The sequence below is a fragment of the Streptomyces sp. NPDC029466 genome (assembly GCF_055574515.1).
This window is the reverse complement of the sequence record NZ_JBVHZH010000058.1, coordinates 26,654-48,854: the sequence shown is the minus strand read 5'-3', so window position 1 is coordinate 48,854 and position 22,201 is coordinate 26,654. Positions and strand designations below refer to the sequence as shown.

General features: G+C 72.1%; 24 protein-coding genes. 14 read left to right on the top strand and 10 right to left on the bottom strand.

Annotation, left to right across the window (positions count from 1 at the left end):
* The 8 genes from ACZ4XD_RS32725 to ACZ4XD_RS32690 form a co-directional block, all read right to left on the bottom strand.
* Positions 1 to 258: P-loop NTPase family protein (locus tag ACZ4XD_RS32725; protein ID WP_468048122.1), on the bottom strand; the 258-nt coding region annotated here is incomplete at its 3' end.
* Complete coding sequence (locus ACZ4XD_RS32720) at positions 255 to 1,373, bottom strand: aminotransferase class I/II-fold pyridoxal phosphate-dependent enzyme (RefSeq protein WP_468048120.1); 1,119 nt, start codon at positions 1,371 to 1,373, stop codon at positions 255 to 257. The genes ACZ4XD_RS32720 and ACZ4XD_RS32725, both read right to left, overlap by 4 nt.
* Positions 1,370 to 2,695: a B12-binding domain-containing radical SAM protein gene (locus ACZ4XD_RS32715; protein ID WP_468048118.1), complete on the bottom strand. Its 1,326-nt coding sequence runs from the start codon at positions 2,693 to 2,695 to the stop codon at positions 1,370 to 1,372. The genes ACZ4XD_RS32720 and ACZ4XD_RS32715 overlap by 4 nt, the downstream gene beginning before the upstream one ends.
* Positions 2,696 to 2,804: 109 nt before the next feature.
* Positions 2,805 to 3,551 carry an HAD family hydrolase gene (locus ACZ4XD_RS32710; protein WP_468048116.1) on the bottom strand — a complete coding sequence of 249 codons (747 nt, stop codon included), beginning with the start codon at positions 3,549 to 3,551 and terminating at the stop codon, positions 2,805 to 2,807.
* Positions 3,548 to 4,330, bottom strand: a complete 783-nt coding sequence (locus ACZ4XD_RS32705) for an ABC transporter permease (protein WP_468048114.1) — start codon at positions 4,328 to 4,330, stop codon at positions 3,548 to 3,550. The genes ACZ4XD_RS32710 and ACZ4XD_RS32705 overlap by 4 nt, the downstream gene beginning before the upstream one ends.
* On the bottom strand, positions 4,327 to 5,307 hold the full coding sequence (locus ACZ4XD_RS32700) for an ABC transporter ATP-binding protein (protein ID WP_468048112.1): 981 nt from the start codon (positions 5,305 to 5,307) through the stop codon (positions 4,327 to 4,329). The genes ACZ4XD_RS32705 and ACZ4XD_RS32700 overlap by 4 nt, the downstream gene beginning before the upstream one ends.
* The gene (locus ACZ4XD_RS32695) at positions 5,297 to 5,836 is read right to left on the bottom strand and encodes a hypothetical protein (protein WP_468048110.1); all 540 of its coding nucleotides are present in this window, start codon (positions 5,834 to 5,836) and stop codon (positions 5,297 to 5,299) included. Before ACZ4XD_RS32695 ends, ACZ4XD_RS32700 begins: the two co-directional genes overlap by 11 nt.
* On the bottom strand, positions 5,833 to 6,876 hold the full coding sequence (locus ACZ4XD_RS32690; protein WP_468048108.1) for a hypothetical protein: 1,044 nt from the start codon (positions 6,874 to 6,876) through the stop codon (positions 5,833 to 5,835). The genes ACZ4XD_RS32695 and ACZ4XD_RS32690 overlap by 4 nt, the downstream gene beginning before the upstream one ends.
* 568 nt (positions 6,877 to 7,444) lie before the next feature.
* Here ACZ4XD_RS32690 and truD point away from each other — a divergent pair.
* The 9 genes from truD to ACZ4XD_RS32645 are packed head-to-tail and all read left to right on the top strand — an operon-like array spanning position 7,445 to position 16,822.
* Positions 7,445 to 8,548: a tRNA pseudouridine(13) synthase TruD gene (truD, locus tag ACZ4XD_RS32685; protein ID WP_468048106.1), complete on the top strand. Its 1,104-nt coding sequence runs from the start codon at positions 7,445 to 7,447 to the stop codon at positions 8,546 to 8,548.
* The gene (locus ACZ4XD_RS32680; protein ID WP_468048105.1) at positions 8,545 to 9,975 is read left to right on the top strand and encodes an aspartate aminotransferase family protein; all 1,431 of its coding nucleotides are present in this window, start codon (positions 8,545 to 8,547) and stop codon (positions 9,973 to 9,975) included. The genes truD and ACZ4XD_RS32680 overlap by 4 nt, the downstream gene beginning before the upstream one ends.
* 13 nt (positions 9,976 to 9,988) lie before the next feature.
* Positions 9,989 to 10,735 (top strand): class I SAM-dependent methyltransferase, encoded by a 747-nt coding sequence (locus ACZ4XD_RS32675; RefSeq protein ID WP_468048104.1) that lies wholly within the window; start codon positions 9,989 to 9,991, stop codon positions 10,733 to 10,735.
* Positions 10,736 to 10,771: 36 nt separating this feature from the next.
* On the top strand, positions 10,772 to 12,193 hold the full coding sequence (locus ACZ4XD_RS32670; RefSeq protein ID WP_468048102.1) for a hypothetical protein: 1,422 nt from the start codon (positions 10,772 to 10,774) through the stop codon (positions 12,191 to 12,193).
* Positions 12,190 to 12,855, top strand: a complete 666-nt coding sequence (locus ACZ4XD_RS32665; RefSeq protein ID WP_468048100.1) for a 2OG-Fe(II) oxygenase — start codon at positions 12,190 to 12,192, stop codon at positions 12,853 to 12,855. Before ACZ4XD_RS32670 ends, ACZ4XD_RS32665 begins: the two co-directional genes overlap by 4 nt.
* On the top strand, positions 12,849 to 13,754 hold the full coding sequence (locus ACZ4XD_RS32660) for a class I SAM-dependent methyltransferase (protein ID WP_468048098.1): 906 nt from the start codon (positions 12,849 to 12,851) through the stop codon (positions 13,752 to 13,754). The genes ACZ4XD_RS32665 and ACZ4XD_RS32660 overlap by 7 nt, the downstream gene beginning before the upstream one ends.
* Before the next feature lies 1 nt (position 13,755).
* Positions 13,756 to 14,889 (top strand): hypothetical protein, encoded by a 1,134-nt coding sequence (locus ACZ4XD_RS32655; RefSeq protein WP_468048096.1) that lies wholly within the window; start codon positions 13,756 to 13,758, stop codon positions 14,887 to 14,889.
* Entirely contained in the window at positions 14,886 to 16,106 is a 1,221-nt protein-coding gene (locus tag ACZ4XD_RS32650) for a hypothetical protein (RefSeq protein WP_468048094.1), read from the top strand. The genes ACZ4XD_RS32655 and ACZ4XD_RS32650 overlap by 4 nt, the downstream gene beginning before the upstream one ends.
* Complete coding sequence (locus ACZ4XD_RS32645) at positions 16,103 to 16,822, top strand: hypothetical protein (protein WP_468048092.1); 720 nt, start codon at positions 16,103 to 16,105, stop codon at positions 16,820 to 16,822. Before ACZ4XD_RS32650 ends, ACZ4XD_RS32645 begins: the two co-directional genes overlap by 4 nt.
* Before the next feature lie 11 nt (positions 16,823 to 16,833).
* Here ACZ4XD_RS32645 and ACZ4XD_RS32640 read toward each other — a convergent pair whose 3' ends face one another.
* Positions 16,834 to 17,364 carry a GrpB family protein gene (locus ACZ4XD_RS32640; protein ID WP_468048090.1) on the bottom strand — a complete coding sequence of 177 codons (531 nt, stop codon included), beginning with the start codon at positions 17,362 to 17,364 and terminating at the stop codon, positions 16,834 to 16,836.
* A 197-nt stretch (positions 17,365 to 17,561) separates the two neighbouring features.
* Here ACZ4XD_RS32640 and ACZ4XD_RS32635 point away from each other — a divergent pair, with 197 nt between their 5' ends.
* Genes ACZ4XD_RS32635 through ACZ4XD_RS32615 form a run of 5 tightly spaced genes read left to right on the top strand, consistent with a single transcriptional unit; the run spans position 17,562 to position 21,694 of the window.
* On the top strand, positions 17,562 to 18,752 hold the full coding sequence (locus ACZ4XD_RS32635) for a hypothetical protein (protein WP_468048088.1): 1,191 nt from the start codon (positions 17,562 to 17,564) through the stop codon (positions 18,750 to 18,752).
* Positions 18,753 to 18,787: 35 nt separating this feature from the next.
* Complete coding sequence (locus ACZ4XD_RS32630; protein WP_468048086.1) at positions 18,788 to 19,534, top strand: tyrosine-protein phosphatase; 747 nt, start codon at positions 18,788 to 18,790, stop codon at positions 19,532 to 19,534.
* The gene (locus tag ACZ4XD_RS32625; RefSeq protein WP_468048083.1) at positions 19,531 to 20,583 is read left to right on the top strand and encodes a GNAT family N-acetyltransferase; all 1,053 of its coding nucleotides are present in this window, start codon (positions 19,531 to 19,533) and stop codon (positions 20,581 to 20,583) included. Before ACZ4XD_RS32630 ends, ACZ4XD_RS32625 begins: the two co-directional genes overlap by 4 nt.
* Positions 20,580 to 21,071: a protein-tyrosine phosphatase family protein gene (locus ACZ4XD_RS32620; RefSeq protein ID WP_468048081.1), complete on the top strand. Its 492-nt coding sequence runs from the start codon at positions 20,580 to 20,582 to the stop codon at positions 21,069 to 21,071. Before ACZ4XD_RS32625 ends, ACZ4XD_RS32620 begins: the two co-directional genes overlap by 4 nt.
* Positions 21,068 to 21,694, top strand: a complete 627-nt coding sequence (locus tag ACZ4XD_RS32615; protein WP_468048078.1) for a 2OG-Fe(II) oxygenase — start codon at positions 21,068 to 21,070, stop codon at positions 21,692 to 21,694. Before ACZ4XD_RS32620 ends, ACZ4XD_RS32615 begins: the two co-directional genes overlap by 4 nt.
* Before the next feature lie 43 nt (positions 21,695 to 21,737).
* Here ACZ4XD_RS32615 and ACZ4XD_RS32610 read toward each other — a convergent pair whose 3' ends face one another.
* On the bottom strand, positions 21,738 to 22,193 hold the full coding sequence (locus ACZ4XD_RS32610) for a nucleoside-diphosphate kinase (protein WP_468048076.1): 456 nt from the start codon (positions 22,191 to 22,193) through the stop codon (positions 21,738 to 21,740).
* Positions 22,194 to 22,201: the final 8 nt, after the last annotated feature.

Below are 22,201 nucleotides of genomic sequence, written 5' to 3'. Positions count from 1 at the left end.
GACGTCGGCCCGGGCGACGCGCTGCCGGACGGTGCCGGCGAAGTTGCCGTCGATGATCCAGCACGGTCCTGCGGTGAGCCGCTCCACCGTCCGCTCCCATTCCGGCGTCGAGGGCCTGCTCCAGCCCGCTCGCCAGTACAGGTCGTCGAGGTGTATCAGGGGCAGACCGGTGCCGGCCGCCAGGGCGTGGCTGAAGGTCGACTTGCCGCTGCCAGGGCTGCCCAGCACCACGATCCTGCACGCCACCGCGTGGGTCATCGAACGGCCACCGGGTCGTTCATGAGCGCGACCACCTTCCGCATCGTGGGCGCGTCAGCCAGGGAGACTCGTAGGCACGTCTCCAGTCCGGGTACGTCGTCGAGCGGACGGATACGCACATCATGGCTGTCCAGGTGACGTGCCATCCGCACAGGAAGCGCGCGGTCACCGGTCCGGAACGTCACGAAGTTGCCACCCGGGTCGAGTGCGCTCCACCCGGGGTGTGCGGCGCGGACCTCCCGGACGAAGTCGGAGCGGATGGCCCGCACATCGCGCCACACCTCGGCGAACCGGTCCACGTCCTCGAGGAGGGTGTGCAGCAGCGCCAGTGCCGTGGACGAGACCGTGCTGTCAGGCCGGAACCGGGACAGGTAGGACACCAGCTCAGGTGACCCGGAGACCGAGGCGATACGTGCCCCGGCGAGTCCGAAGGTCTTGGAGTATGAGCGGACGACCAGGAGGTGCGGCGACGAGGCGACCAGCGGGACATGGGTGATGCCGGTGAAGGCGCCGTAGCACTCGTCGACGACGAGCAGATGGCCGGCCCGCCGTGCGCGCTCGGCCGTTTCCGCCATCTCCGCCGGTGAAAGGGTGAGACCGGACGGGCTCGCCGGGTTGGTGACCACCACCACCGACGGGGGGTGGTCCGCCATCGTGCGGTGCAGCCCCGTCAGTTCGAGTCGGGAGGCCCCGGCCTCCAGTGCGGCGCAGCTCACGACGGGCACAGCGCGCAGGGCGGCGTAGTAGCGCCAGCTCTCGAACGTCGGCTCGTGCAGGATCAGGCTCCCGGCGCCGGTCGCCAGGGCGTCCACGACGAGGCCGACGGCGGAGTCGGAGCCGGCGGTGAGCAGAATGCCGGACGGCTCGTGGCCTTGGTAGTCGCTGAGCGCGGCCAGCAGGTTCTGCTGGTATGGGTAGTACATCAGGTCCGCGGCGCTGAGCCGACGCGCCGCCGACGACACGAGCTCGGCCGCCAGGGGGTGGCGCAGTTCGCAGCTCTTCAGGTTCAGCACACCGGCCCGCTGCCGCCGGGGTTCCCACGGCAACCCCCACACCGCCGACTGTGTGGGGAACGGCACGGCGTCCGTGAGCGAGACGGCCTGCGGCGCGCTCATGCGCCGCTCCGAGCGCCGGCCGTGGGAATCCGCTCGTGCACGGACGTCACCCGGATCTCCCGGCCGAACAGGAAGTCGTAGAGGCCGTCGTCCGGTGCGTGGTGCGGGTCCGCGATCAGATGACGGTTGTACCTGCTGATCTGCATCGGTGTCATGGAAGGAGTCATGTCGTGCAGCCGCGTGTACATCGTGGGGCGGAAGCGCGCGCCCACCTGCTCCACCAGTTCCCGTGTGCGCCTGGCGCCCTCCGGCCCGGTGCCGGGCAGACCGATGATCACGAAGGCGTTGAGCTCGATGCCCGCCCGGGCGCACTGCTCCGCGAGTTGCCTGAACCTCTTTTCCTCGATCCGCTTGGCCCGGGGCAGGGAGCCGTGGCCGTCGGGTTCGAGGGTCTCCAGGCCCACCGAGATGCGTACGCATCCTGCCCCGCCCATCAACTCCACCAGTTCCGCGTCGAGATGGTGGACCGTCGTGGCACACTTCCACCGCGGTGACACGGGGCCGGCCAGGAACCGGTCGCACAGCTCGCGCACCCACCGCTTGTCGAGCGTGAAGGTGGGCGCGTAGAAGGAGACGTACTCGAACGGCAGGGCCTGCAGGCTCTCCTCGATGTACGCGACGGTCGCGTCGACGGACAGTCGCCGCTCGCGGAGCCCGAAGATCTCGTGCACCTCGCAGAACTCGCAGCCGATGGGGCAGCCCCGGGCCACTGGGACCACCAGTTCGCGGCGGAACGGGATGCCGCAGAACTTGTCCTCGTCGCGCGCGTAGAGGCGGTCATAGTGCTCGTACGGGATCTCCCGTACATCGGGCAGCGTCCACTCCTCGGGGGCCAGGCTGTCGCCGTCGCGCGAGGACGGGGCCCACCGTTCCCCGTCGCGCACGGCGACACCGGGCAGAGCAGCGTGGGGTGTACCGGTGGCGAGGGACTCCACGTAGTGTGCGACGCCCGCCTCGTAGTCACCGGACCGGACGAGGGCATCCAGCCCGTATCGCTGGAAGAAGCCGGGGTTCATGCTGCTCAGGCGGCCGAAGGTGATCAGCCTGCTGTCCGGGGACAGTTCGCGGGCGTAGGCCGTGAACCGTTCGAAGCCGTCGACGGCGTCGAAGTCGTTCATCATCGCGATGACGTCGTAGCGGCCCTGGTAGAGGAGGTCACCGATCGCCTTCCAGTGTGTGTTCAGCACACCGGCGTCCCGTACGTCGACCTGGTCCACCGACGGCAGTCGGCGCAGGTGGCGGGCCGTCATGTACAGCGGGGTGTGGTGGCCCGCGTTGAAGTAACTGGGTACATGGGGAGGCCAGATGACCAGGACTCTCACAGGGAACTCCTTCGGCATGGCGCGGAGTGGAAGGGCGGGACGGGCCATGCGGTGCGAGGTGCCGATGTGCTGATGTGCCGTCAAAGCTAGCCCGCGGGCGACCGGTCGATCAGCGGGTGTTTCTCTGTACGGAACGGAATTCCCGCGTGTCACGGAACAGCAGCGTGTAGAGCTCCCCGAAGTCCGGGCGGCCGGGGTCCACGGGAACCACGTCCCAGCCGAGGCGGCGGGCCGGGGTGATGTCGTTGTCGTCGGAGTTGCCGACCATGATCCTTCGTCCGAACGGGCCGGCACTGATCAGGTCGAAGGCCCGGGCATCCGGCTTCTTCGGTCCGCCGTCGGCGGTGAAGTGGGCACGGTCGTACACCTCGGGGACCTTGAGGTGGGTCAGGAGGCGGCGCATCAGGCTGCCGGGGAGATAGCAGTTCGACAGCAGTCGGACCGTGTGCCCGGCCTCGGCCGTCCGGCGCATGGCATCGGCGGCAGGTCCGCACAGTTCGTACCGGTCGTCGTCCTCGCACCCGAGGGCCCGCCACAGCGCCCGGTCGAGGTCCTCCGCCGGGCGTGTCACGCCCCGGTTCCGCAGTGCTGTGTCGAGTACGCCGCGGGTGGCCGGCTGGAGGGCCGACTTGTCGACGAGTGCGGTGTACAACGTGGTGAACACCTCCTTCACGACCTCGGCGGCCAGTTTCCGGTCCAGGACGAGCGCTTCGGCGACCGCCCGGGTGAAGTCGTCGGGGCCCGGCATGGGGCGCCGCTCGGTGATGACCGTGCCGAAGCAGTCGAAGACCACCACTGTCGTAGTGAGTGTCCGGTCGTTCATCTCGTCCCCCGTGTCCAGCTCTCCGGCTGTCATGACCACGAGACCTTCTGGTGCTCGAAGCGGAAGAACATCAGCGTCACCGCGGCGAATGCGGCGGAGAAGCCGAGCAGCACCGCCACGGGCAGCATCACCGCGCCGGCTCCGCCGCCGTCGATGACGACAGTGGTGAAGCCGCGCATCGCCCAGTAGCTGGGCACTCCCGGTGCGAGCGGACGCGCCCAGTCCGGCAGGGCGGACAGTGGTGTCAGCGCACCGCCGAGGCCGGCGAACAGCAGTGCCGCGAGGTTCGCGAACACGGCCAGCTGGGAGACCGTCCGGCACAGCGACACCAGCGCCATGCCGAACATGACCACGCAGAGCGCCAGTGCCGCGCCGACCGCGACGAGCGCCGGCCACGACCCGCTGACCCGCAGGTGGTACAGGAACCCGCCGACCAGGAACACCACCGCGAGTTGCAGCACGGCGATACCCAGCGGGACGACGACACGGCCGGCGATGACCTCGCCGGGCCTGGCGAGTCCCGCCCGGAGCCGGTCCCAGGTCTTCCACCCGTGCTCCCGGAAGACCCCGAAGCCCACCAGGTTCACGAGAAAGAACGTGAACATGACCGCCATGCCGGGTACCGCCTGCTCCGCGCCCGTGGCGCCCTCGACCTGCTCGGCCCGCAGCGCCGTACGGAAGAGCGGCTGCATGAAACTCATGAGGAGCAGGGGCATCACGGTACGGACGAGCAGAGGTGCCGGGTCGCGCAGTTGGAGCCGGATGTCGTGCCGGACCAGAGCGGCGATCCGTCCGGGCGAACCCTGGTTCATGTGGTGTCCTCCTCGGCGCCTTCGTGGTACCGGCGTCCCGTGACCCGCAGAAACACACTGTCCAGACTGGGCTGGACGAGCCTGAGGTTGACCAGCTCGCCGGCCGCCTCACCAAGGGCCTCCATCACCCGCGCCACGGCCAGATGCGGCTGGTCCACGGTCACCCGCAGGACGCGGCCGTCCCGCACCACGGGCCAGGGCAGGGACAGCTCGGGCGGGCCGCCGGAGAAGGAGAGCTCGACGCCGCTGTCGCCGTACTGCCTGACCAGTTCCTTCAGCGTGCCGCGGGCGATCATGCGGCCGCCGTTCAGAACGGCGACGGAGCCGTCGAGCGTCTCCACCTCGGGCAAGTAGTGCGTCGAGTAGCAGATGGCGGTGCCTTCGGCTGCCATCGTGCGGACCATCTCCAGGAGCTGTTCACGGGTCTGTACGTCCACCCCGGCCGTCGGCTCGTCCAGCAGCAGCAGTGGCGGCCGGTGCACCAGGGCCATCGCGGTGTGCACGCGTCGCTGTTGCCCGCCGGACAGCCGCGATGCCCGCCGGCCGAGCAGTTCGGTCAGCCCCAGGGGCTCGGCAACCTCCTGGATACGGCGGTCGGCGGCGCGGCCGCGCAGTCCGGCCAGCTCCGCGAAGAACAGGAGGTTCTGCCGCACCGTCAACGGCATGTAGACGCCCAGCTCCTGGGGCGCCAGTCCGAGCCGGCGCCGGGCCTCGTGCGGTTGCCGCACCGGGTCCCTGCCGAGGACCCGGACGTACCCGGTGTCCGGACGCAGCAGCCCCGCCACGATGGACATCAGGGTCGTCTTGCCGGCGCCGTTGTGCCCCAGCAGGCCCACGATCTCACCCGGCGCGACGTCCAGGTCCACCTCGCTCAGCGCCGTCACCGGACCGTACCGCTTGGTGATGCCGTGCAGGGTCAGGGCGGGGCCGTCGCCCGCCCGGCCGGCGTCGGGGGCGGTGCGGGCGTCAGTCGGCACGCCGGGTCCAGTTGCTCGGCATGACGTCCGGCAGCCCCAGTCGCTCCAGATGGGGCGACCAGGTGCGGGCCAGTTTGAAGCCCTTCATCAGACCGCTGCCGGCACGGACGTCGGGCAGCTTGTGCGGGTAGCCCAGCTGCCCTTCGGTGACGTCCAGATGGGCGCGCAGCCGGTCCAGCCACTCCTCGCCCCGCCCCTGCGGAATGGCCTCCAGGCCGTCGGCGGCGAGCCGCAGACCGTCCGCGATGTCGGCTGCCGGTACTCCGGCGAACGGGTCGAAGCTCGCCTGCTCACCGGTGTAGTTCAGTTCGCCGTGGGTGCGCAGACCCCGTACGGAGAGGGAGAGCTGCACCAGGTCGTAGGCCATGAGGACCGCGACCTCGGGCTGTTCCGCGGATACCGCGCCCTCGACGTCCTCCTGTGCGGCACGGCACTTCAGCAGCAGTCGAACCGCTCCATGGGAACGGAAGGCCATGAGCCGGCGCACATCCGGCAGGGGCTCGTGGGTCTCGGTGTGCGGTGCTGTCATCGTCCGGATGCCCCTTCCTGCGGAATCGCCATGCCGAGCCACAGCATGTCGTGCACGAACAGCCGCTTGATGTCCGCGGGCGGGTCGGCGTGGGGCGGTCCCGACCAGAGGATGTCGTCGGTTTCCGCGGGCGGCAGGTCGGTGCGCGGGACTTCCAGCGCGCGCAGCTGCCATCGGTCGACGACCGTGCGGTCGTCCAATCGTGCCGTGCCGATACCGGTCGCCCAGCGCAGAACGGCGTGCAAGGGCGCCTCAGGGGCGGTCAGTTCATGGACGATGTCGAGGCAGCGTGTCACCCGGTCGAGGGGGGCGAGCGGGGGCGTGAGGACCTCGCGGAGGAGAGCGAGGGACTCGTGGTCCCCGGCGGCCTTGAGCTTCTCGCCGACCCACTTCTCGGTGAAGTAGATCTGTCCGGCAGCGGCGGCTCGGGCGTTCAGGGCGGCCACGACGGCCTCCCGGCCCCGTACCGCGGCGGCCATCGGCCGTTCGCCGGCGAGCAGTTGGGCGGCGCGGGCGAGCCGGTGCGCCTCGACCGTCCACCACTGCTCGACGATCCGGGCGAGCCAGGGTTCCCGCAGGCCGGCGTGCCAGCTCTTCCACGGCTCGGTGACCAGCAGTTGCAGGCCGAGAGCCAGCCGACTCGCGGTCTTGATGGTGCGGCGCCGGTGGTTCCATGCCTCCTGGGTGACCGTGGTGAAGCAGGGCCAGAAGCTGTCGCGAAGGCGTGCGGTACGGTCCCGGACCACGCTCGCTTGACGGATGTTGACGTCGATCAGGGTGCCGTGCCGGTGCGACTGGATGGGGAACCTGGTGAGCTGATCGTTCTCGACGAGCACCAGGAGATCGAGGTCGCTGCGATGGTTGCCGAACCCGGCCAGCACCGAACCGGCGGCCACGGCGAGCGCCGGCCGGCCGAGGCCCTGGTCGGTCTCGCCGATCACGTCGCCGATGTCGAGGCCACGTTCCTCCAGGAACTTCTGGAAGCGCCCTTCGAGAACGTGCCGCTCCGGAAAGGCGGCCGGTACAGAGGTGTGTTCCATGACGGTCTGGGGCCTCCCGGCGCAGCTTGACGGTGAGCGAGGGAGCTGGGGAGCGGACTTCCACGGGCCCGGCAGCCCGGTCACCGTAGGCAGGCGGCAGAGGGCGCGGCAAGGAGGACCGGGAAGTGTTCCGGTGCGCGGAACAGCCCTTATCCAGGAAGCGGACGACCGGTACAACTTGCCGAGGCACAACTGCCGCCACGGCTCGACGCCATTGAGTCCTCACCTGTCACCTCATGAATCCCATGTGATCCGCTTCAGTGGTCGTCGTGTCGGTCGTACGCGGCGAGGCGCCCTTCCGGCCCGTGCGCCGGACGGTCGGGCTCCCCGTTCGGGTACGGGAACGCCGAAGGCAGCGGGCGGCAGTCCCCGAAGACGCTCCTCCGCGCGAGCAGGGCGCAACCACCGGTCACCACGGCGGCTGGCGCGCGGAGAGCGGCTCACCCGGGAGGGTGTCCAGCGCTCCAGCTCCGGGGGCTGCCTGGTCCCGCAGCTTCTCCCGGCGACTCCCCCCGCCTTGTCGTCCGGGCGGGCTGCCCGTCAGCCGTCCAGAGTCCGGAGAGACCCGATGCACCTGCCCTTGCTCAAAGTCCTGCCGGAGGACTTCCGCGTCACGGAGACCCTCGGATTGGAGACGGCACCGCACGACGCGTCCACGCACACCTACCTCTTGCTGTGGAAGCGCGGCCTGACCACTCATGAGGCGCTCGGCGCACTCGCTGAGGCGTTCGGTGTGAACGCGCAGGACGTGGCGGCTGCCGGGCTGAAGGATGAGGACGGCATCACCGAGCAGTTCGTCTCGGTCCGCACCGAGCTGTCTCCCGAGGACATCGAACGCGCCAACGCACGCGGCCGTTCCTGCGGCGAGGACCGCGGCTGGCACGTGGCGCCGCACGGGACCGGCACCACGGCACTGCGGACCGGAGAGCTGGACGGCAACTGCTTCCGGCTGATCGTCCGGGACCTGGACGAGCCCTCGGCCACGGCCCTGACAGAGGGCCCCCGGCGGCACACCCATTTCTTCGTCAACTACTACGACACGCAGCGCTTCGGCGTGCCGGGCGGCCCCAAGCAGACCCATCTGATCGGCGGCGCCCTGCTCGCCGGCGACGAGGACACCGCGCTGGATCTGCTGCGCCGCTCCGGGTCCGCCGAGGGGGCGCAGGCGCTGGATCACCAGGGGCCCGCCCACGAGTTCTGGCAGCGTCTGGACCCTCGTGTCCCCGTCTTCTACCGCTGCGCGCACGCCTCGTACGAGTGGAACGCGCGGGTGCGGGCCCTGCTACGGGAAGCAGCCGGCATGGAGGTGGCCCATGTCGAGCGGGAGGGCCTGCCCTATTCCTTCGCGACCACGCGCGCCGCCGTGCTCGGCCTCGCGGCGCGCTGCCCGGAGCTGGACTACGTGCGCTACCGCTGGACGGACGGCGTGTGCGTCCGCAGTACCGCCGCCCGCCCGACGGTGCTGCAGACGCACATCTCGGTCCATCGCGTCGAGCCGGATCCGCTGCACCCGGGCCGCTTCGCCTGCACCCTCTCGTTCTTTCTGCCGTCCGGCGGCTACGCGACGGCGGCGGTGCACCAGTGGTTCGTCCAGATCCTCGGCGCGCTCGGGGACAGCGCGCCGGACCCCGCGGTTGCCACGGCCGTGCGGGCGGGAGGCGGGAGCAGGTGAGTGCGGCGCCGGAGAAGGCGGGGTCGGACCCGGACGCGCGTGCCGTGCTGAGCCGGGTGCGGGCACACCTCTCACCGGGGCTGGCCCTCGTGTACGGCATGAACGGCGCGGGGGCGGTCGAGTCCCATGGGGACGGGGCCAGGATCGTCCTCTCCGACGGGCGGTCCGCACTGGACTTCGGCAGTTACGCGGTCACTCTGCTCGGGCGCCGGCATCCGGACGTGCTGCGCGCGGTCTGCGGGGAACTGGAGGCGATGGCGGTCTCCACCCGTGTCCTGGCGAACGGCACGACCGCCGAGTTCGCGGCCGAGCTGGTCGACTACACCGACCCCGGTCGTCTGACCAGGGTGTGGCTGGGTCTCAACGGGTCCGACGCCGTGGAGGCCGCGCTCAAGCTGGCCCGGCTGGCCACCGGCCGGACCCGGGTCGTCGCCGTCGAGGGCGCCTACCACGGAAAGTCGCTGGGGGCGCTCGCCGCCACCTGGAACCGGCGCTACCGCCAGTCCCTGGAGCCGCTGCTCGGCGGGGTGTCACACATCCCCGCCGACCCCGCAGCGGTGCCCGGGGTTTTCGCGGAAGGGGACGTCGCCGCAGTGATCGTGGAACCAGTGCAGGGCGAGGGCGGCGTCCGGACCATGCCGTCGGCGTTCCTGGCCACCCTTACCGCTGCCGCCCGTGAGCACGGGGCGTATGTGATCGCCGACGAGGTCCAGACGGGCCTGCGGCGGTGCGGGGAGCGGGCGCTGAGCGTCGCCGCCGGACTGCGGCCCGACGCGGTGCTGTTCGGCAAGGCCCTGGGCGGCGGTGTCCAGCCGCTGTCCGCGCTGGTGGCCACCGAGGAGCTGTACGGGCCGCTGGCCACCGACCCGTTCGTGCACACCACGACGTTCTCGGGCCATCCCCTCGCGGCCGCCGCGGGAAGCGCCGCGCTGCGTGCGGTGGAGGAGCTCGCGCCCCGGGGCGAGCGGCTGGCGGGCCTCATGGCGGAGGGGCTCTGCCGGATCGCGCACCGTCACGCCGGGCTGGTCACCGAGGTCCGCGGCCAAGGGCTGCTGTGGGGCGTCGAGTTCGGCCCTGGTGGTGCGGCCGGTGACGTCCTGCTGGAGCTGAGCCGGCGCGGGCTCGTGGTGTCCCCGTGCCTGGGACAGCCGGAGGTGATCCGCCTGCTCCCGCCGCTGGTGGCCACCGACGAGGAGGTCGAGGAGGCTCTCGACCTCCTGGACGCGACCTGTGCGGCGGTCCCCGACGAATTCCGTTCCGCCGCACGAAACGCCTCCGACGCCGGCTCCGAACCCCGCGATAGGTTGCCGGAGGACGGCGCCCCGGGCGGCCCGGCCGACGGTCCGGGGACCGGCGCCGAGGGGGCCGCCGCGGCACGGCACACGGAGGACGGGGCATCGGTGCCCGGCCCTTGCCGAGTGCGATGAGGAGTGGAGCACCATGGCTCGCGACAGGAGCTACGAGGAATTCGCCGTCCAGTACGACCGGGGCAGCGTGGACAACATCTACAACACGCTGCTGGACCGTCCCGCTGTGCAGAACAAGTGCCCGCCGCTCGCGGGGCGGCGGGTCCTGGAGGCCGGATGCGCGGGCGGACAGCTGACGCGCTGGCTGGTGGACCAGGGGGCGGCGCGGGTCGTCGCGCTGGACGCGAGTCCCACGCTGGTAAAGCTGGCCGGCGAACGGCTGGGCGACCGGGCCGAGGTGCGGGTGCACGATCTGCGCGAGCCGCTGGACTTCCTGGCCGATGCATCCGTCGACGTGGTGGTGTCCTCCCTCACCCTGCACTACCTGGAGGACTGGGTTCCGGCGCTGTCCGAGTTCCGCCGGGTCCTTGCACCGGGGGGCACCGTGGTGCTCTCCACCCACCATCCGCTGAACGACTTCGAGATGTCCCCCAGCGGCGACTACTTCCGCATCGAGGAACTGCAGGACGAATGGCCCAGCTTCGGGCCGCCCACCCCGGTCGTCCGGTTCTTCCGGCGCCCCCTCGGCCGCATGATCTCCGATGTGCACCGCGCCGGGCTCGCCCTGCGTGAGCTGTACGAACCGCGCGCCGACCCGGCCCGGCGGGAGGAGTTCGGCAAGAGGTTCGAGAAGTTGTCGCGCAAGCCGTGGTTCCTCGTGCTGGTCCTCGGTCATCCGGGCGACCTCACCGAGGGCGGGACGGCACACACCGCCGGGTGACGCCGCCCGGCTGACCACATCCCAAGGAGCAGCCGCGTGCCGAACACCCCACCCGCCGTGGCCGTCGTGGACGGCGGCCCGCCCGACCACCACCGCGCGCCCACCGCACCGGCGGCGTACTGGACCGTCCTCGGAGGACCGGCCGTCCCGCGCCCCACGCTCGCCTCGGGCGGCTTCAAGCACCTGCTCGTGCCGAGCCTGGCTGCCGCCTGTCTCTCCGACCGTCCGTGGCGCATCGCCAACGCCCCATGGATCGAGGACCGCAGACTGCTCTCCGCGATGCTGCGGCATCTCGGTGCCACGGTGGACGATGACGGGCCTCGCGTCACCGTCGATGCGTCCGGCCTCAACGGAGCCGGCATTCCGACGCACTGGAGTGCCGGCATCCACGGCGGCGTGTACCTGCTGCCGACGGTGCTCGCGACGCGCGGCGAGGTGCGCTCCGGCCGGCACGGCGGCTGCGCGATCGGGGGCGGGACGCTGGGCTCCCGTCCGCTGTCCCACATAGCCGCGGTCCTGGAGCGGTTCGGTGCCGAGTGCGAAGTGAGCGGCGAAGGGTTCCGCGCCTCGGCGCCCCGGGGAGGGCTGCGGGGCGCCCGGATCGACCTCGCGGACTTCGCGGAGCCGGAGCCCCGCACCGGGACACCCACCGGTCCGCACTATTCGGGTGCGACCAAGACGGCGCTGCTCGCTGCGGTCACCGCACGGGGAACGACGGTGCTGGACAACCCGTACCCCAAGCCCGACGCGCTGGAGCTGGCGCGGGTGCTGGGCCGGGCCGGAGCGCGGATCGAGGTGTCCCGGGAGCGCATCACGGTGGAGGGCCTGCGGGGCCCGCTCGGCGGTGCGGACGTCACGCTGCCCTCCGACCTGATGGAGATCGTCACGTTCATCGCGTGGGCGGTCCATCTGCGCCGCGATCTGGACCTGGTGCTCCAACGGCCCGACGTGGTCCGCTCGGGTCTCGCCCCGGAGCTGGAGTGCCTCGCCGCGATGGGCGTCCCCCTGAGCTGGGACGGGTCCTTGCTGCGGATCAGGCCGCCGGAGCACCTGCGGGGAACCGAAGTCCTCGCCGCCTCGCACCACTTGTACAGCGACGCCGGTCCGCTGTTCGCGCTGATGCTGCTGGGAGCGGACACACCGTCACGGCTGACGGACGGCGTGTGGGAGAACCGCTTCGGCTATGCGGAGGGCCTGCGCAGCATGGGCGCGGTGCTCGACCGGGCCGGAAACGAGCTGCGCATCTCCCCCGGTCCGCTGAAGCCCTCTCCCCAGCCTTTGGCGGCCGGTGACCTGAGGGCGGCCGCCACCCTGCTCCTCGCCGCTTTGGGGACCGGCGTCCCGCACCGGCTGCACGGCGTCGGCCACCTGGCCCGCGGCTACGAGGACCTGCCCGCGAAGCTCACCGCGCTGGGAGCACACATCGACGTGCCGGAGGACACGGGAGAAACCGCATGACGACCGCCGCAGTACTCGACCGGACCGCCATCGCCCGCACGACCATGGCCCGCGACCCCTTCGCCTGGGGGGTGGTGGCGGACTCCCTGCCCGGCGATCCCGTCCGACGCCGTCTCGCCGCGGAGTTTCCCTCCGAGGGGTTCGCCCTCACCGAGCGGGCCGGTGGCACCTCTGCCGGCAAGGGCTACCGCACGTGGAACCTGGCGCTGGTCCGAGGCGGCGTCCCCCTGCCCGAGGGCATGCGCCGGCTGACGCCGTTGTGGCAGGGCCTGGTCGGCTCCCTGCTGGACGACGGCTATCCCGCGGCGGTCGCCGAAGCCACCGGCCGGAACCTCGACGGCTGTTCCCTGGAGGTGCGCGCCGTACGGTACGGCTCCGGGTCGTGGATCGACCCGCACACCGACCGCGCCGACAAGACCGTCACGCAGACCTGGTACTTCAACGAAGGCTGGCGCCCGGAATGGAGCGGAGCACTGCGCATCCTGCGCTCCCCCGCCGTGGACGACGTCGCCGCCGAGATCCTGCCGGGACTGACCGACTCGGTACTGCTGGTCCCCTCGCCCCACTCGTGGCACACCGTGATGCCGGTCGCCGACCGGGCGGAGCAGGACCGGCGCGTCCTGCTCGTGCACTTCGTGTCCGAGGAGCACGCGACATGGTGACCCCGGCCCCCGGCCGCCACGGCGACACCGAGCAGGCCCGGGTGCAGCACCGCTATCACCAGGAGCTCTTCCCCGCCCTGTACGACTGGGAGCGGACGGAAGCCTCCATCGTCGAGTTCACCGGGGAGAGCGGCCCCAAGGGACTGCTGGGCCTGGACCAGATGGGCCACTTCGGCCCCCAGGGCTGCGATCTCATCACCCGTCTCGTCCGCGACACGTTCCCGGATGACGTGCTGACCGTGGGCGAACTGGGCAGCGGCTTCGGCGGCGCGCTGCGGTACCTGGCCGACGCGCTCGCCGACGGCCGCGGTGGCGTGGCGCGGATGTACGGCATCGACCTGGTCCCCGAGCACTGTGCCGTCAGCCGGCGCATCACCGCCGCCCAGGAACGTTCCGAAGTGACCGAGATCTGCGCCGATGCGTCCGGCGTACCCCTGCCCGACGGGACACTCGACGTCGTCGTCGTGACCGGTTCGATGCCGCACTTCCCGCGGCCCGGCGCGGTCCTGGGGGAGGCGGCCCGCCTGCTGCGCCCCAGGGGACTGCTCGTGGTCACCGAGGAGGTGAGCCTGGCGCCGCCGGGCCGCGAGCCGTCCGCCGCCTTCCACGAGGTGCACCCGTCGGACGTCTTCTTCGTCACCTCCCTGCCGGACCGACTGCGGCAACTGCGCGCGGCCGGATTCACCGAGGTGGTGCGCAGGGATCTGCGCGAGTGGGCCGTGGCGCTGTTGGCGGACCGGCTGAAGGTGGTGAGGCTGTTCCGCGGGAGCGTGGCCCACATCTATGGCAAGGAGCCGGTGGACCTCATCCACCGCACGCTCACCACCGCCCGGGAGGAATACCTCGGCGGGCGACTGCTGCCCTCACTGCTCACCGCACGGCGGGCGGAGGCCCCCTGACATGACGGCCGAACCGCCCGACGGCACGACGGCGACCGCACAGTGGGGGCCGGTGGCCTGGTCGTACACGGCCGGCGACGGCGCCGAGACCGCACGGGTCGCGGCGCAGCTCGTGACGACCACGCCCTCGGTCTGGCCCCCGAACGGCCGCATCCGCCTCCGTGTGCGCTCGACACGTGACCCGGCGGCGCTGGACCGGCTGGAGCGGGTGGCATCAGGGCCCGCCCGGCGGCTGCGCGAGGAAACCTACCGACGTGCCCCGGAGGGGACGTGGCTGTGCTGCGGCAACCGTCCTGCGGACGCGGCGGACCCGGCGCTCCCACGGCACGCCGTCGGCCACCGAAACGGGCAGTGGACGATCCTGCATGACGACGGCAGCGGCCCCGACCAGTGCGCGCGAACCGGCGACATCGTGCTGCGGGCCCTGGTGGCGGCCGCACTCACGGCACTCGGGGGCCTGACGGTGCACGCGTCCGCCGCGACCGGCCGGGACGGACGGGCCGTCGTGTTCCTCGGCGACTCCGGTACGGGCAAGAGCACACTCGCCCTGCGTCTCGCCCGGGCGGGTGGCTGCCTCGTGAGCGGCGACCGGACCCTGCTGGTGCCGGGCCCAGGTGGCTGGTGGGCCGTGGGGACCGGGCTGTTGCCCCGCTTCCGCTGGGGCACGCTCGAAGGGCTGGGCCTCGCGATGCGGGTGCGCGATGCCGCTCTGCTGCGCCACGGTGACGGCCGCTGCCGGTTGGCCGACCTGCCGCGGACACCGGACAAAGTGGTCTTCACCCCCACGGAGTCGAAGCGCGTCCTGGACGTCCGCACCGCCGACTGTGCCCCGCTCGGCAAGCTGGTGGTGCTGTCCCCGGCCGAGGGGGACGTCCCCACCACGCGTGCGGTCACCCCTGAGGCAACGGCGGCAGCAGTCGGGGCGCACTCACTGTCTTCCGACGCCGGCTGCCTGGTGTGGCCGTTCCCCATCCGTCCCGCCCAGGTGAGGGGAGTCGCCGACCTTGTCGGTGAGGTGGCCGGGTCCGCCCTCACCTGGGACCCCGTCCGGCACCGGGCCGAGGAGGCCCTGCGCCGTGTCCTGGCGGACGCGCCCGGTGCCCCGCCGTCCGGCCGCCGTTCCCCGGCGTCGTGACCGGTATGTGGGGGCTGCCAGGAGTCATCGGCGGCGCCGTCCTGCGCGCCACCGGATGCGCGACGGGCGTCCTGCTGCTCGTCCGTCCGACGGCCGCCGTGCTCTGGTGGCTGATCGGATGCTGGCTGCTGTACCAGGCCGGGACCGCCTTGGGCACCGCCGCGCTGGCCCCGGCCGCCCGCACCCGGGACCGGGCCGCCCGCATCCGGCTGCTGCGCGCCGTGCAGCGGCTGGGCCCGGCCCCCGGCCACCGGGACCCCGGGCCGCTGCGGGACCACCTGTACGCCGCGGCGGGCGTCGCGATCCGCTGGGAGCCGAAACCGGGTGCGGCCGTCGCCGCCCTCGCCCACGTCACCGGCTTCCTGCTGATGCTCGCAAGCCTGTGCGTGGCTCTTGCCGTTGTGGATCCCTCTCTGGCGGTCGGTCCGGGCCTGTGCGTCGCACTCGCCCTCGGTCTGGTGGTGCGTCCTCGCGGGTTGTGCGCGGAGGGCACCGGACGGGCCGGCTGGGATGCCCGCCGCCGCGAGACGCGGATCGTCGCCGTGCTCATCGGTGTGCTCGCCGCCGGCGCCGCGCTCGTACCGGCGCTCGCCGCGACGCGCCGACCGGACGCCGCAGTGGGCCTGTATTCGGCCGCGGTCCTGCTCGCCCGCTTTCTGTACGGCCTGACGGCGGTGGACCTGCAAGCCGTACGACACCGGCGGATGACGCAGCGACATCTGCGGGAGGTCGAGCGGGCGTCGGTACCGGACGACCAGGATCCCGGGGTCATGCCCGCCGGGCTCGTCGTCGTCCCGGCGCGGCCCGGCCGCCTGGGCTTTGCCGACCTCGCCGAGAACGTGCACCTGGGTGCCCTCGCCCCGGACGACTCCGTGCCGGTACGGCTTCCCCATACCGTACGGCTGTGCCATCTGGAGGATCTCGCGCAGTCCCTGCCGCGCGGCTGGCACACCGTGCCCTCCGCCGAGTTCTCGGGCGGTGTCGATCTGGACGAGGAGACGTGGCAGAAGGTCGCCGCCGCTCGGGTCAGTACCCTCCTCGAACTGGGTGCGACAGAGGTGCTGCTGCCCGGCGAGCCCGACCCCTTCCTGGCCGCGGTGCTGGCCGACTGGGGTTCCCGTACCCGTGTGCGGGTGCGGGTGTCTGCCGGGCCCGACGGGGCCGCGCCCGAGGGAGTCGCGCCTGACGAGCCCGTGCCCGAAAGAGCCACGTCGTGAAGCGCGCGTGTCATCTGCCCGTGGTCGCGGGCCTGCTGGGCGCGGCGGCCACTCTGCTCGGTGCTGCCGTGGGCCTGGTGGTGCACGCGGCACGGACCGGCGGGGCGCCGGAGCCGCCGTTGTACGGTGCGGGCGTCGCGTTCTGCTGCGCCTGCGTCATGGGCCACTGGACGGGCGCCCGCGCCTCCGCCGTACGAAAACTCGCGCACTCACCACCGGCCGGGCCCTCGTCATTGACGGCCCGTCATACCGTGGACCGTGCGCTGCGGTTGGGAGTGGCATTCGCCGTACACCCAGCGCTACCGCTGGCCTTTCTGCCGCTGTGCCGGACCGTGTCGGCCCCCGCCGCGCCCGCCCTCAGCGGCGCCGACGCCGACGCGGCCCGCGCGGTGCGCCGCATCGTGCGCACCGCCACGGAGGACGTCTGGACCGGCCCGTCCTGGGCGGCGCTTGTCCCGCTGCTCCTGCTGCGCCACGCGGAGTTCTCCGCGCGTGTGGCGGCCGCAACGGTCCGGGGCGCGCGCCGCGCCGCAGCCGACGGCATGCGCGCCCGATTGCCTGTCCTGTACGCCCTTGTGCTCTCGGCCACGGTGCTCACGCCGGCCGGCCTGATGCCGACCGGCCCGGGTGGAGCCGTCACGGCTGTCCTCGTGTTCCTCACGGTGGTCACGACGCCGCTCGGCCGTGACGGCGAGCTGCGTGGTCCGGGCGCCTGACGGCGCCGGGGTCAGGCGTCGCTCGGGCCGGGCTGCCAGCCGCGTGCCTGCCCCCACACGTCGGCCCGGCGGACCAGCTCCCACACCACCGAGGACTTCTCCGCGGTATAGGCACGCCGGTCCGTGCCGTACCGCTCGGTCAGCAGGGCTTTCCGCGCTCCATACAGCTCCGCGTCCGCGGGGCTGTCCCGGAGGTAGTCGCGCAGCAGCAGGCAGAACTGCTCCGCGAAGCTGCCCGCCCGCCGGACGTGCACATGGGTGCGGGGGCCGGACGTCTCGCGGAAGTACCGCTTGGTCAGGTCGGGGTTGCCGGCGCGGAACGCGAACCCCGCGGCCTCCAGCGGTGCACGGAAGCCGACGGGTTCGAACGCGTCGACGGACACCTGGATGTCGATCACGGGCTTCGCTCTCAGACCCGGCACCGCGGTCGAGCCGATGTGGTCGATGCGCAGTGCGACGTCCCCGAGTCCGGCACGCAGGCGCAAGCCCAGCTCCGCGAAGAGGGCCGGCCAGGCATCGCGGTATTGCACGATCTCGATCACGCACCGCACCCTATCCGTGCCACCGGGCCCTTCGGGCGCCTCCGGCATTCCGCCGGGCGGAACGAACGGCGAACCGAGCAGATCGCCGTTCCACCTGGGGGAACACCGCCTTCTCCAGCCCCCGTCGGGTCGGCCACCATGACACCGTCAGGACCCGCGGAGCCGTCGTGCCTCCACGCACCCGACGAAGGAGGCCCATGGCCGTCACCGCCGCATCTCCGCAGACCGGCCCCCGTCCGACGCAGCCGCGTGCGACCGCCGGGACGTTCCGGCTCGCTCTGCCACCCGCGGAACTGACGGTGCACAGTGCGCTGCCCGGACTCCGAGCGGCGATCAGGGCCCTGGTGCACCCCCTGTTCGAGGTGGGCAACGCCGCGTCCCCGACGGCACCGAGCCTGACTGTCACGGCGCGGACCGCCCTGCCCGCCCCGCAGGAACTGGGCACCGCGCCACAGCTACTGGTGCACCCGGACGGGCCCCGCTTCGTCATCCTGGAGCGCTCCGCCGACCGCACCGTGCTCCTGCGCGACGGCGAGGCCGACAGTGCCCCCCTCGTCATCACCGCAACGCCCGGCACCGGATCGGTGTCCGTCGAGGCGCCGGACGCGGGGCCCGCCTCCGTACGGGCCGTCGTCCGGTTACTGGGCACGCTCCTCGGCGCGCAACTCACCGGTCGTGGGGCGGTGTTCCTGCACGGATCGGCCGTGGCCGTGAAGGGTTCCTCGGTGGTGATGCTGGGGCCCAAGCACCGGGGCAAGTCGTCGCTGGCCTTCCTCGCCGTCACACTGAGCGGCGCGGACTTCGTGTCCGACGACACGCTCGTCGCCTGGGCGCGTCAGGTCGGCGACCCGCCGGCCCTGTGGGGGTGGCCGAAACGCATCGGCATCGCCACGGCCCTGCTCGCAGGTCATCCAGCCCGCGAGGCCTTCGAGAGCGCGACGCTGCGGCGCCACCGCTCCGGCACTCAACGGGTGTTCGCCGACGCCACTTGGAGCACCACGCCCGACAGCCGGAAGCGGATCTTCGCGGATCTGGACGAGTTCACCTCGCTGACCGGAGCCGCCGTAGCCACGGAAACTCGCCCGGCGGGCATCGTGCTGCCACAGGCGGACAGGTACCGCAAGGGTTGGAAGATCGACCCCGTCACCGACCGAGCGGAGGCGCTCGGCAGCGCCCTGCTGTCCGGGCCGGACCTGCGGAACTACACCGACTACCTCGGCCTGCTGCCACGCCCGCGCCCCGAGCCCGCTGTCCGCGCGGACGTCCTCACCGCGCTCGGTGCCCTGCCGTGCTTCAGGGTCCACTACGGTCCGGACGTCAACGCCGACTTCCCCCGGTTCTGGGACGAGGTCACCGCGACGCTCGCCCTGCCGGACCGTGCGCGGTGAGCGCCGTGCCCACCGCGCCCGGAATCAACTACCGCATGCCCCTGGCATCCGGTCTGCGGCCCGGCGTTCTGCACCGGTCCGGCGACCTCACCGCGTTCACGGCGGAGGAGGCCGGGGTACTCGTGGCACGGCACGGCCTGGCGTCGGTACTGGACCTCCGCTCGGACTCCGAGGTGGAGCGCTACGGGCCGCCGAGCGGACTGCTCGCCCACGGCGTGCGCTGGCTGCGCGTGCCGCTCACCGGGTATGCGCGTGACACCATCGCCGCGCGACGGCCCGGTGTCACCGACCGCACGCGTTACCTGCACGGCATCCTGACCGATGCGGCCCCCGGGAGCTGGCCGCTCCTGTTCCGGGCGCTCGCCGGGGCGGCGGACCGTCCGTTCCTGCTGAGCTGCCACTTCGGCAAGGACCGCACCGGTGTGGTCGTGGCCTCCCTGCTGGCGCTGGTCGGCGCGCCCCGGCAGGAGATCGCCGCCGACTACGCTGCCGGCACGACCGATCTGGTCGCCAAGGCCGACCGCTTCAGGGACAAATGGCTGCGGCGCGGCCACACCCGTGAGGAGTACCTCTCCCGGCTGCGTACTTCCCCGGTGACGATGGAACGTTGGCTGACCGAGGTGACCACACGTCACAGCGGCATCGAGGAAGCCCTGTTGACGCTCGGCGTGGCGGCGGACGACGTGGCACGGGTGCGCGGGCTGCTGACCGCGCCCCCGCCCGCCCCCGTGCGTCCCGGGCAGCCGGCCCGCGCGAGCGATCTACCGGAGGGCCTTCGATGAGCGCCTCAGTACTGGAGGACGGCGTCCGGGTGCGAACGCCGGTGCCGGATCACGAGTGGCGCGACACACTCGCCGCGGCCGGTCAGGACGCGCTGCCCAGCCAGACGCCGGGATGGCGGTCGGCCGTGTGCGCGCACGGCTGGCGGGACGCCACGCGCCTCTACACCTGGCCCGACGGCACCAGGCTGCTGGTGCCACTGGTGCGGACCGCGGCCGGAAGTTGTGCGGAGTACGCGTCGTGGCCGGAGGGGTGGGGCGTGGGCGGTGTGCTCGGCGCTCCCGACGCGGTCACCCCCGACCGCGCGAGGGCCGTGCTGCGTGACCTGGCGTCCCTGCCCGCGGAACGGGTCTACCTGCGTCCGCATCCCGCGTCGACGGCGATGTGGGATGCGCTGGTTCCGCCAGGTACCCGGCGCAATCCGCGGATGACGCAGATCCTGCCTCTTGAGGGCGGCGTCGACCACGTGTGGCGCCACCGCTTCCGGGGCACGCTGCGCTCCGCTGTACGGCGAGCCGAACGGGCCGGACTCACGGTCGAACACGACGGCTCGGGCCGGCTCCTCCCGGAGTTCGACCGGCTCTTCGAGCTGTCGCTCGACCGATGGGACCGCCAGTCGGACGAGCCGGCGGGAGCAGTGCGCCGGCGGGTGCGAGCGAAGAACCCGCTGACGAAGTTCACCGCCGTCGCCGACCACTTGGGCCCGCACTGCCGTGTCTGGCTGGCGCGCCATGGCGGGCAGGCGGCCGCAGCGGTGGTGGCGCTCTACCAGGGGCCGTACGTCGTCTACTGGCAGGGAGCCATGGACAAAGCCCGGGCCGCGCCCACCTACGCCGCGCCGTACCTGCTGCACCTGGTCATCGAGGACGCCTGCGCGCGCGGCGCGCGGGCGCTCCACATGGGCGATACCTACCCGGGCACCTCGGTGACCCGCTTCAAGACCGCCTTCGGCCCGGATGAGTACCACACGGCCGGCTACTGGATCCCGGGGGCGGGCGTCGGCGGGCGAGCGCCGGTACAGGACGAGAGGGAAGACATGAGGACGTCATGAAGGACCGTCACTGGAGGACCGTTTACCGTGTCGGCGCGTACGAGGTGTGGGGGACCTCGCTGGACAGTGAGGAGCGCCGTCAGCAGGCACCGTACGCCGAACCTGCCGACATCGGCCTCTATCTCGACGAGCGCTGGCGCGGCGAGACGGACGCCCGTACCCCGCACTTCGTGTTCTGGCCCACGCTGGAGGCCCCGGTGGAGAGGCGGCTGCTGGTGAGGCGGATCAAGGAAGCCGCCGCGGCGCTGGCGAACGGTGTCACTGTGGAGGTGGCCTGTTTCGGCGGGCACGGGCGTACGGGAACCGTGCTGTGCTGCCTGGACATGCTCCTGGGCGGGGTGACGGCACAGTCCGCACTGGAGCGGATCCGGCGTGAGTACTGCCATTACGCGGTGGGGTCTGCCGACCTTCAGCACTTCCTCTTCGACGTGGCGAAGGAACTGGCGCCCCGTGCCCCCGAACCGTTGCGTGCCGGGGAGGTCCGTTGAGCACACCGCTGGTCTCCTTCGACCGCACGACGGCCGAGGACGACCCGTTCCGCTGGTACCACGTCCAGGAGACATTCGCTCCCGCCGATGCGAAAGCTCTGCGCGAGACGTTTCCCCGCGACGGGTTCCGGAAGGTCATCCGCACCGGCACGGCCAAGTCGTACGCGATGTACCACCGCCAACTGCACCCCCTGGACGACCGGGAGGCCGACGCCGCCGGACTCGCCGGACCCTGGCGGCGGCTGGTCACCGAAGTCACGGGGCCGGCCTACCGCGCGGCCGTCGCCGAGCTCACGGGCCTTCCGGTCGGCGACGCGCCCGTCGAGGTGAACGTCTGGCGGTACGGCCCGAGTTGCTGGCTGGACCCCCATGTCGACAAGCCGGAGAAGCTGGTCACCCACGTTCTCTACTTCAACGAAGCGTGGCCAGCGGGACGCGGCGGTGATCTCCTGCTGCTGGGCTCCTCGTCCGGTGACGACGTGGTGCGGCGGGTCACTCCCTTCGCCAACACCGGAGTGCTCCTCGTACGGGGCGAGGACAGCTGGCACGCCGTGGAGCAGGTGCACGACGAGGCGGGTGGGCTGGAGCGACTGTCAGCCCAAGTGGTCTTCCACCGTGCGTGAGCGGCAGGGCGGACCCGGTCGGCGGGACCGGTGCGGCCGCCCCCTACCGGCACGGCCGTACGAGGGGGCCGAACACTCCCCGCTCATGGTCCCGTTCGCCGCGTGTCTCCGGGCAGTGGGCGACATTGCGCCGCTCGTCCGTGCCGAACCTGCGGCGTATGTCCTTCTTGACGCGGCGCGTACGGCGCAATGCATCGTCCCCGACGACGGCCAGCACCAGCATGGGCCCCTCGCAGAGGTAGGCAAGCGTGAGGGGGCCGTCCGGCTCGTTCAGCTTCTCCGGGTACCAGCGCTCGGCCTGGGCCCGCGTCAGCCGGAGATGGCCGACGGGTTCGACGGTCAGTCCGGCCTGCTGCAACGCCCGGACCACCTCCGGGGCCAGCCCCCGGCTGACACCGTCCGGCTTGACCAGTACATGGGTGTCCCGGGCGGTGTCGCAGGGCGTCGGCCGCTCACGTCCGGGCCGGTGCCGGATGAGAGACAGGATCTGACGGCGCACGGACCGGC

Coding starts and splice junctions, on each gene's coding strand:
- ACZ4XD_RS32635 (WP_468048088.1), top strand. CDS start 17,562: ATGGCCGTCACCGCCGCATCTCCGCAGACCGGCCCCCGTCCGACGCAG.
- ACZ4XD_RS32665 (WP_468048100.1), top strand. CDS start 12,190: ATGACGACCGCCGCAGTACTCGACCGGACCGCCATCGCCCGCACGACC.
- ACZ4XD_RS32630 (WP_468048086.1), top strand. CDS start 18,788: ATGCCCCTGGCATCCGGTCTGCGGCCCGGCGTTCTGCACCGGTCCGGC.
- ACZ4XD_RS32660 (WP_468048098.1), top strand. CDS start 12,849: ATGGTGACCCCGGCCCCCGGCCGCCACGGCGACACCGAGCAGGCCCGG.
- ACZ4XD_RS32720 (WP_468048120.1), bottom strand. CDS start 1,373: ATGAGCGCGCCGCAGGCCGTCTCGCTCACGGACGCCGTGCCGTTCCCC.
- ACZ4XD_RS32710 (WP_468048116.1), bottom strand. CDS start 3,551: ATGACAGCCGGAGAGCTGGACACGGGGGACGAGATGAACGACCGGACA.
- ACZ4XD_RS32655 (WP_468048096.1), top strand. CDS start 13,756: ATGACGGCCGAACCGCCCGACGGCACGACGGCGACCGCACAGTGGGGG.
- ACZ4XD_RS32690 (WP_468048108.1), bottom strand. CDS start 6,876: ATGGAACACACCTCTGTACCGGCCGCCTTTCCGGAGCGGCACGTTCTC.
- ACZ4XD_RS32625 (WP_468048083.1), top strand. CDS start 19,531: ATGAGCGCCTCAGTACTGGAGGACGGCGTCCGGGTGCGAACGCCGGTG.
- ACZ4XD_RS32620 (WP_468048081.1), top strand. CDS start 20,580: ATGAAGGACCGTCACTGGAGGACCGTTTACCGTGTCGGCGCGTACGAG.
- ACZ4XD_RS32695 (WP_468048110.1), bottom strand. CDS start 5,836: ATGACAGCACCGCACACCGAGACCCACGAGCCCCTGCCGGATGTGCGC.
- truD (WP_468048106.1), top strand. CDS start 7,445: ATGCACCTGCCCTTGCTCAAAGTCCTGCCGGAGGACTTCCGCGTCACG.
- ACZ4XD_RS32705 (WP_468048114.1), bottom strand. CDS start 4,330: ATGAACCAGGGTTCGCCCGGACGGATCGCCGCTCTGGTCCGGCACGAC.
- ACZ4XD_RS32675 (WP_468048104.1), top strand. CDS start 9,989: ATGGCTCGCGACAGGAGCTACGAGGAATTCGCCGTCCAGTACGACCGG.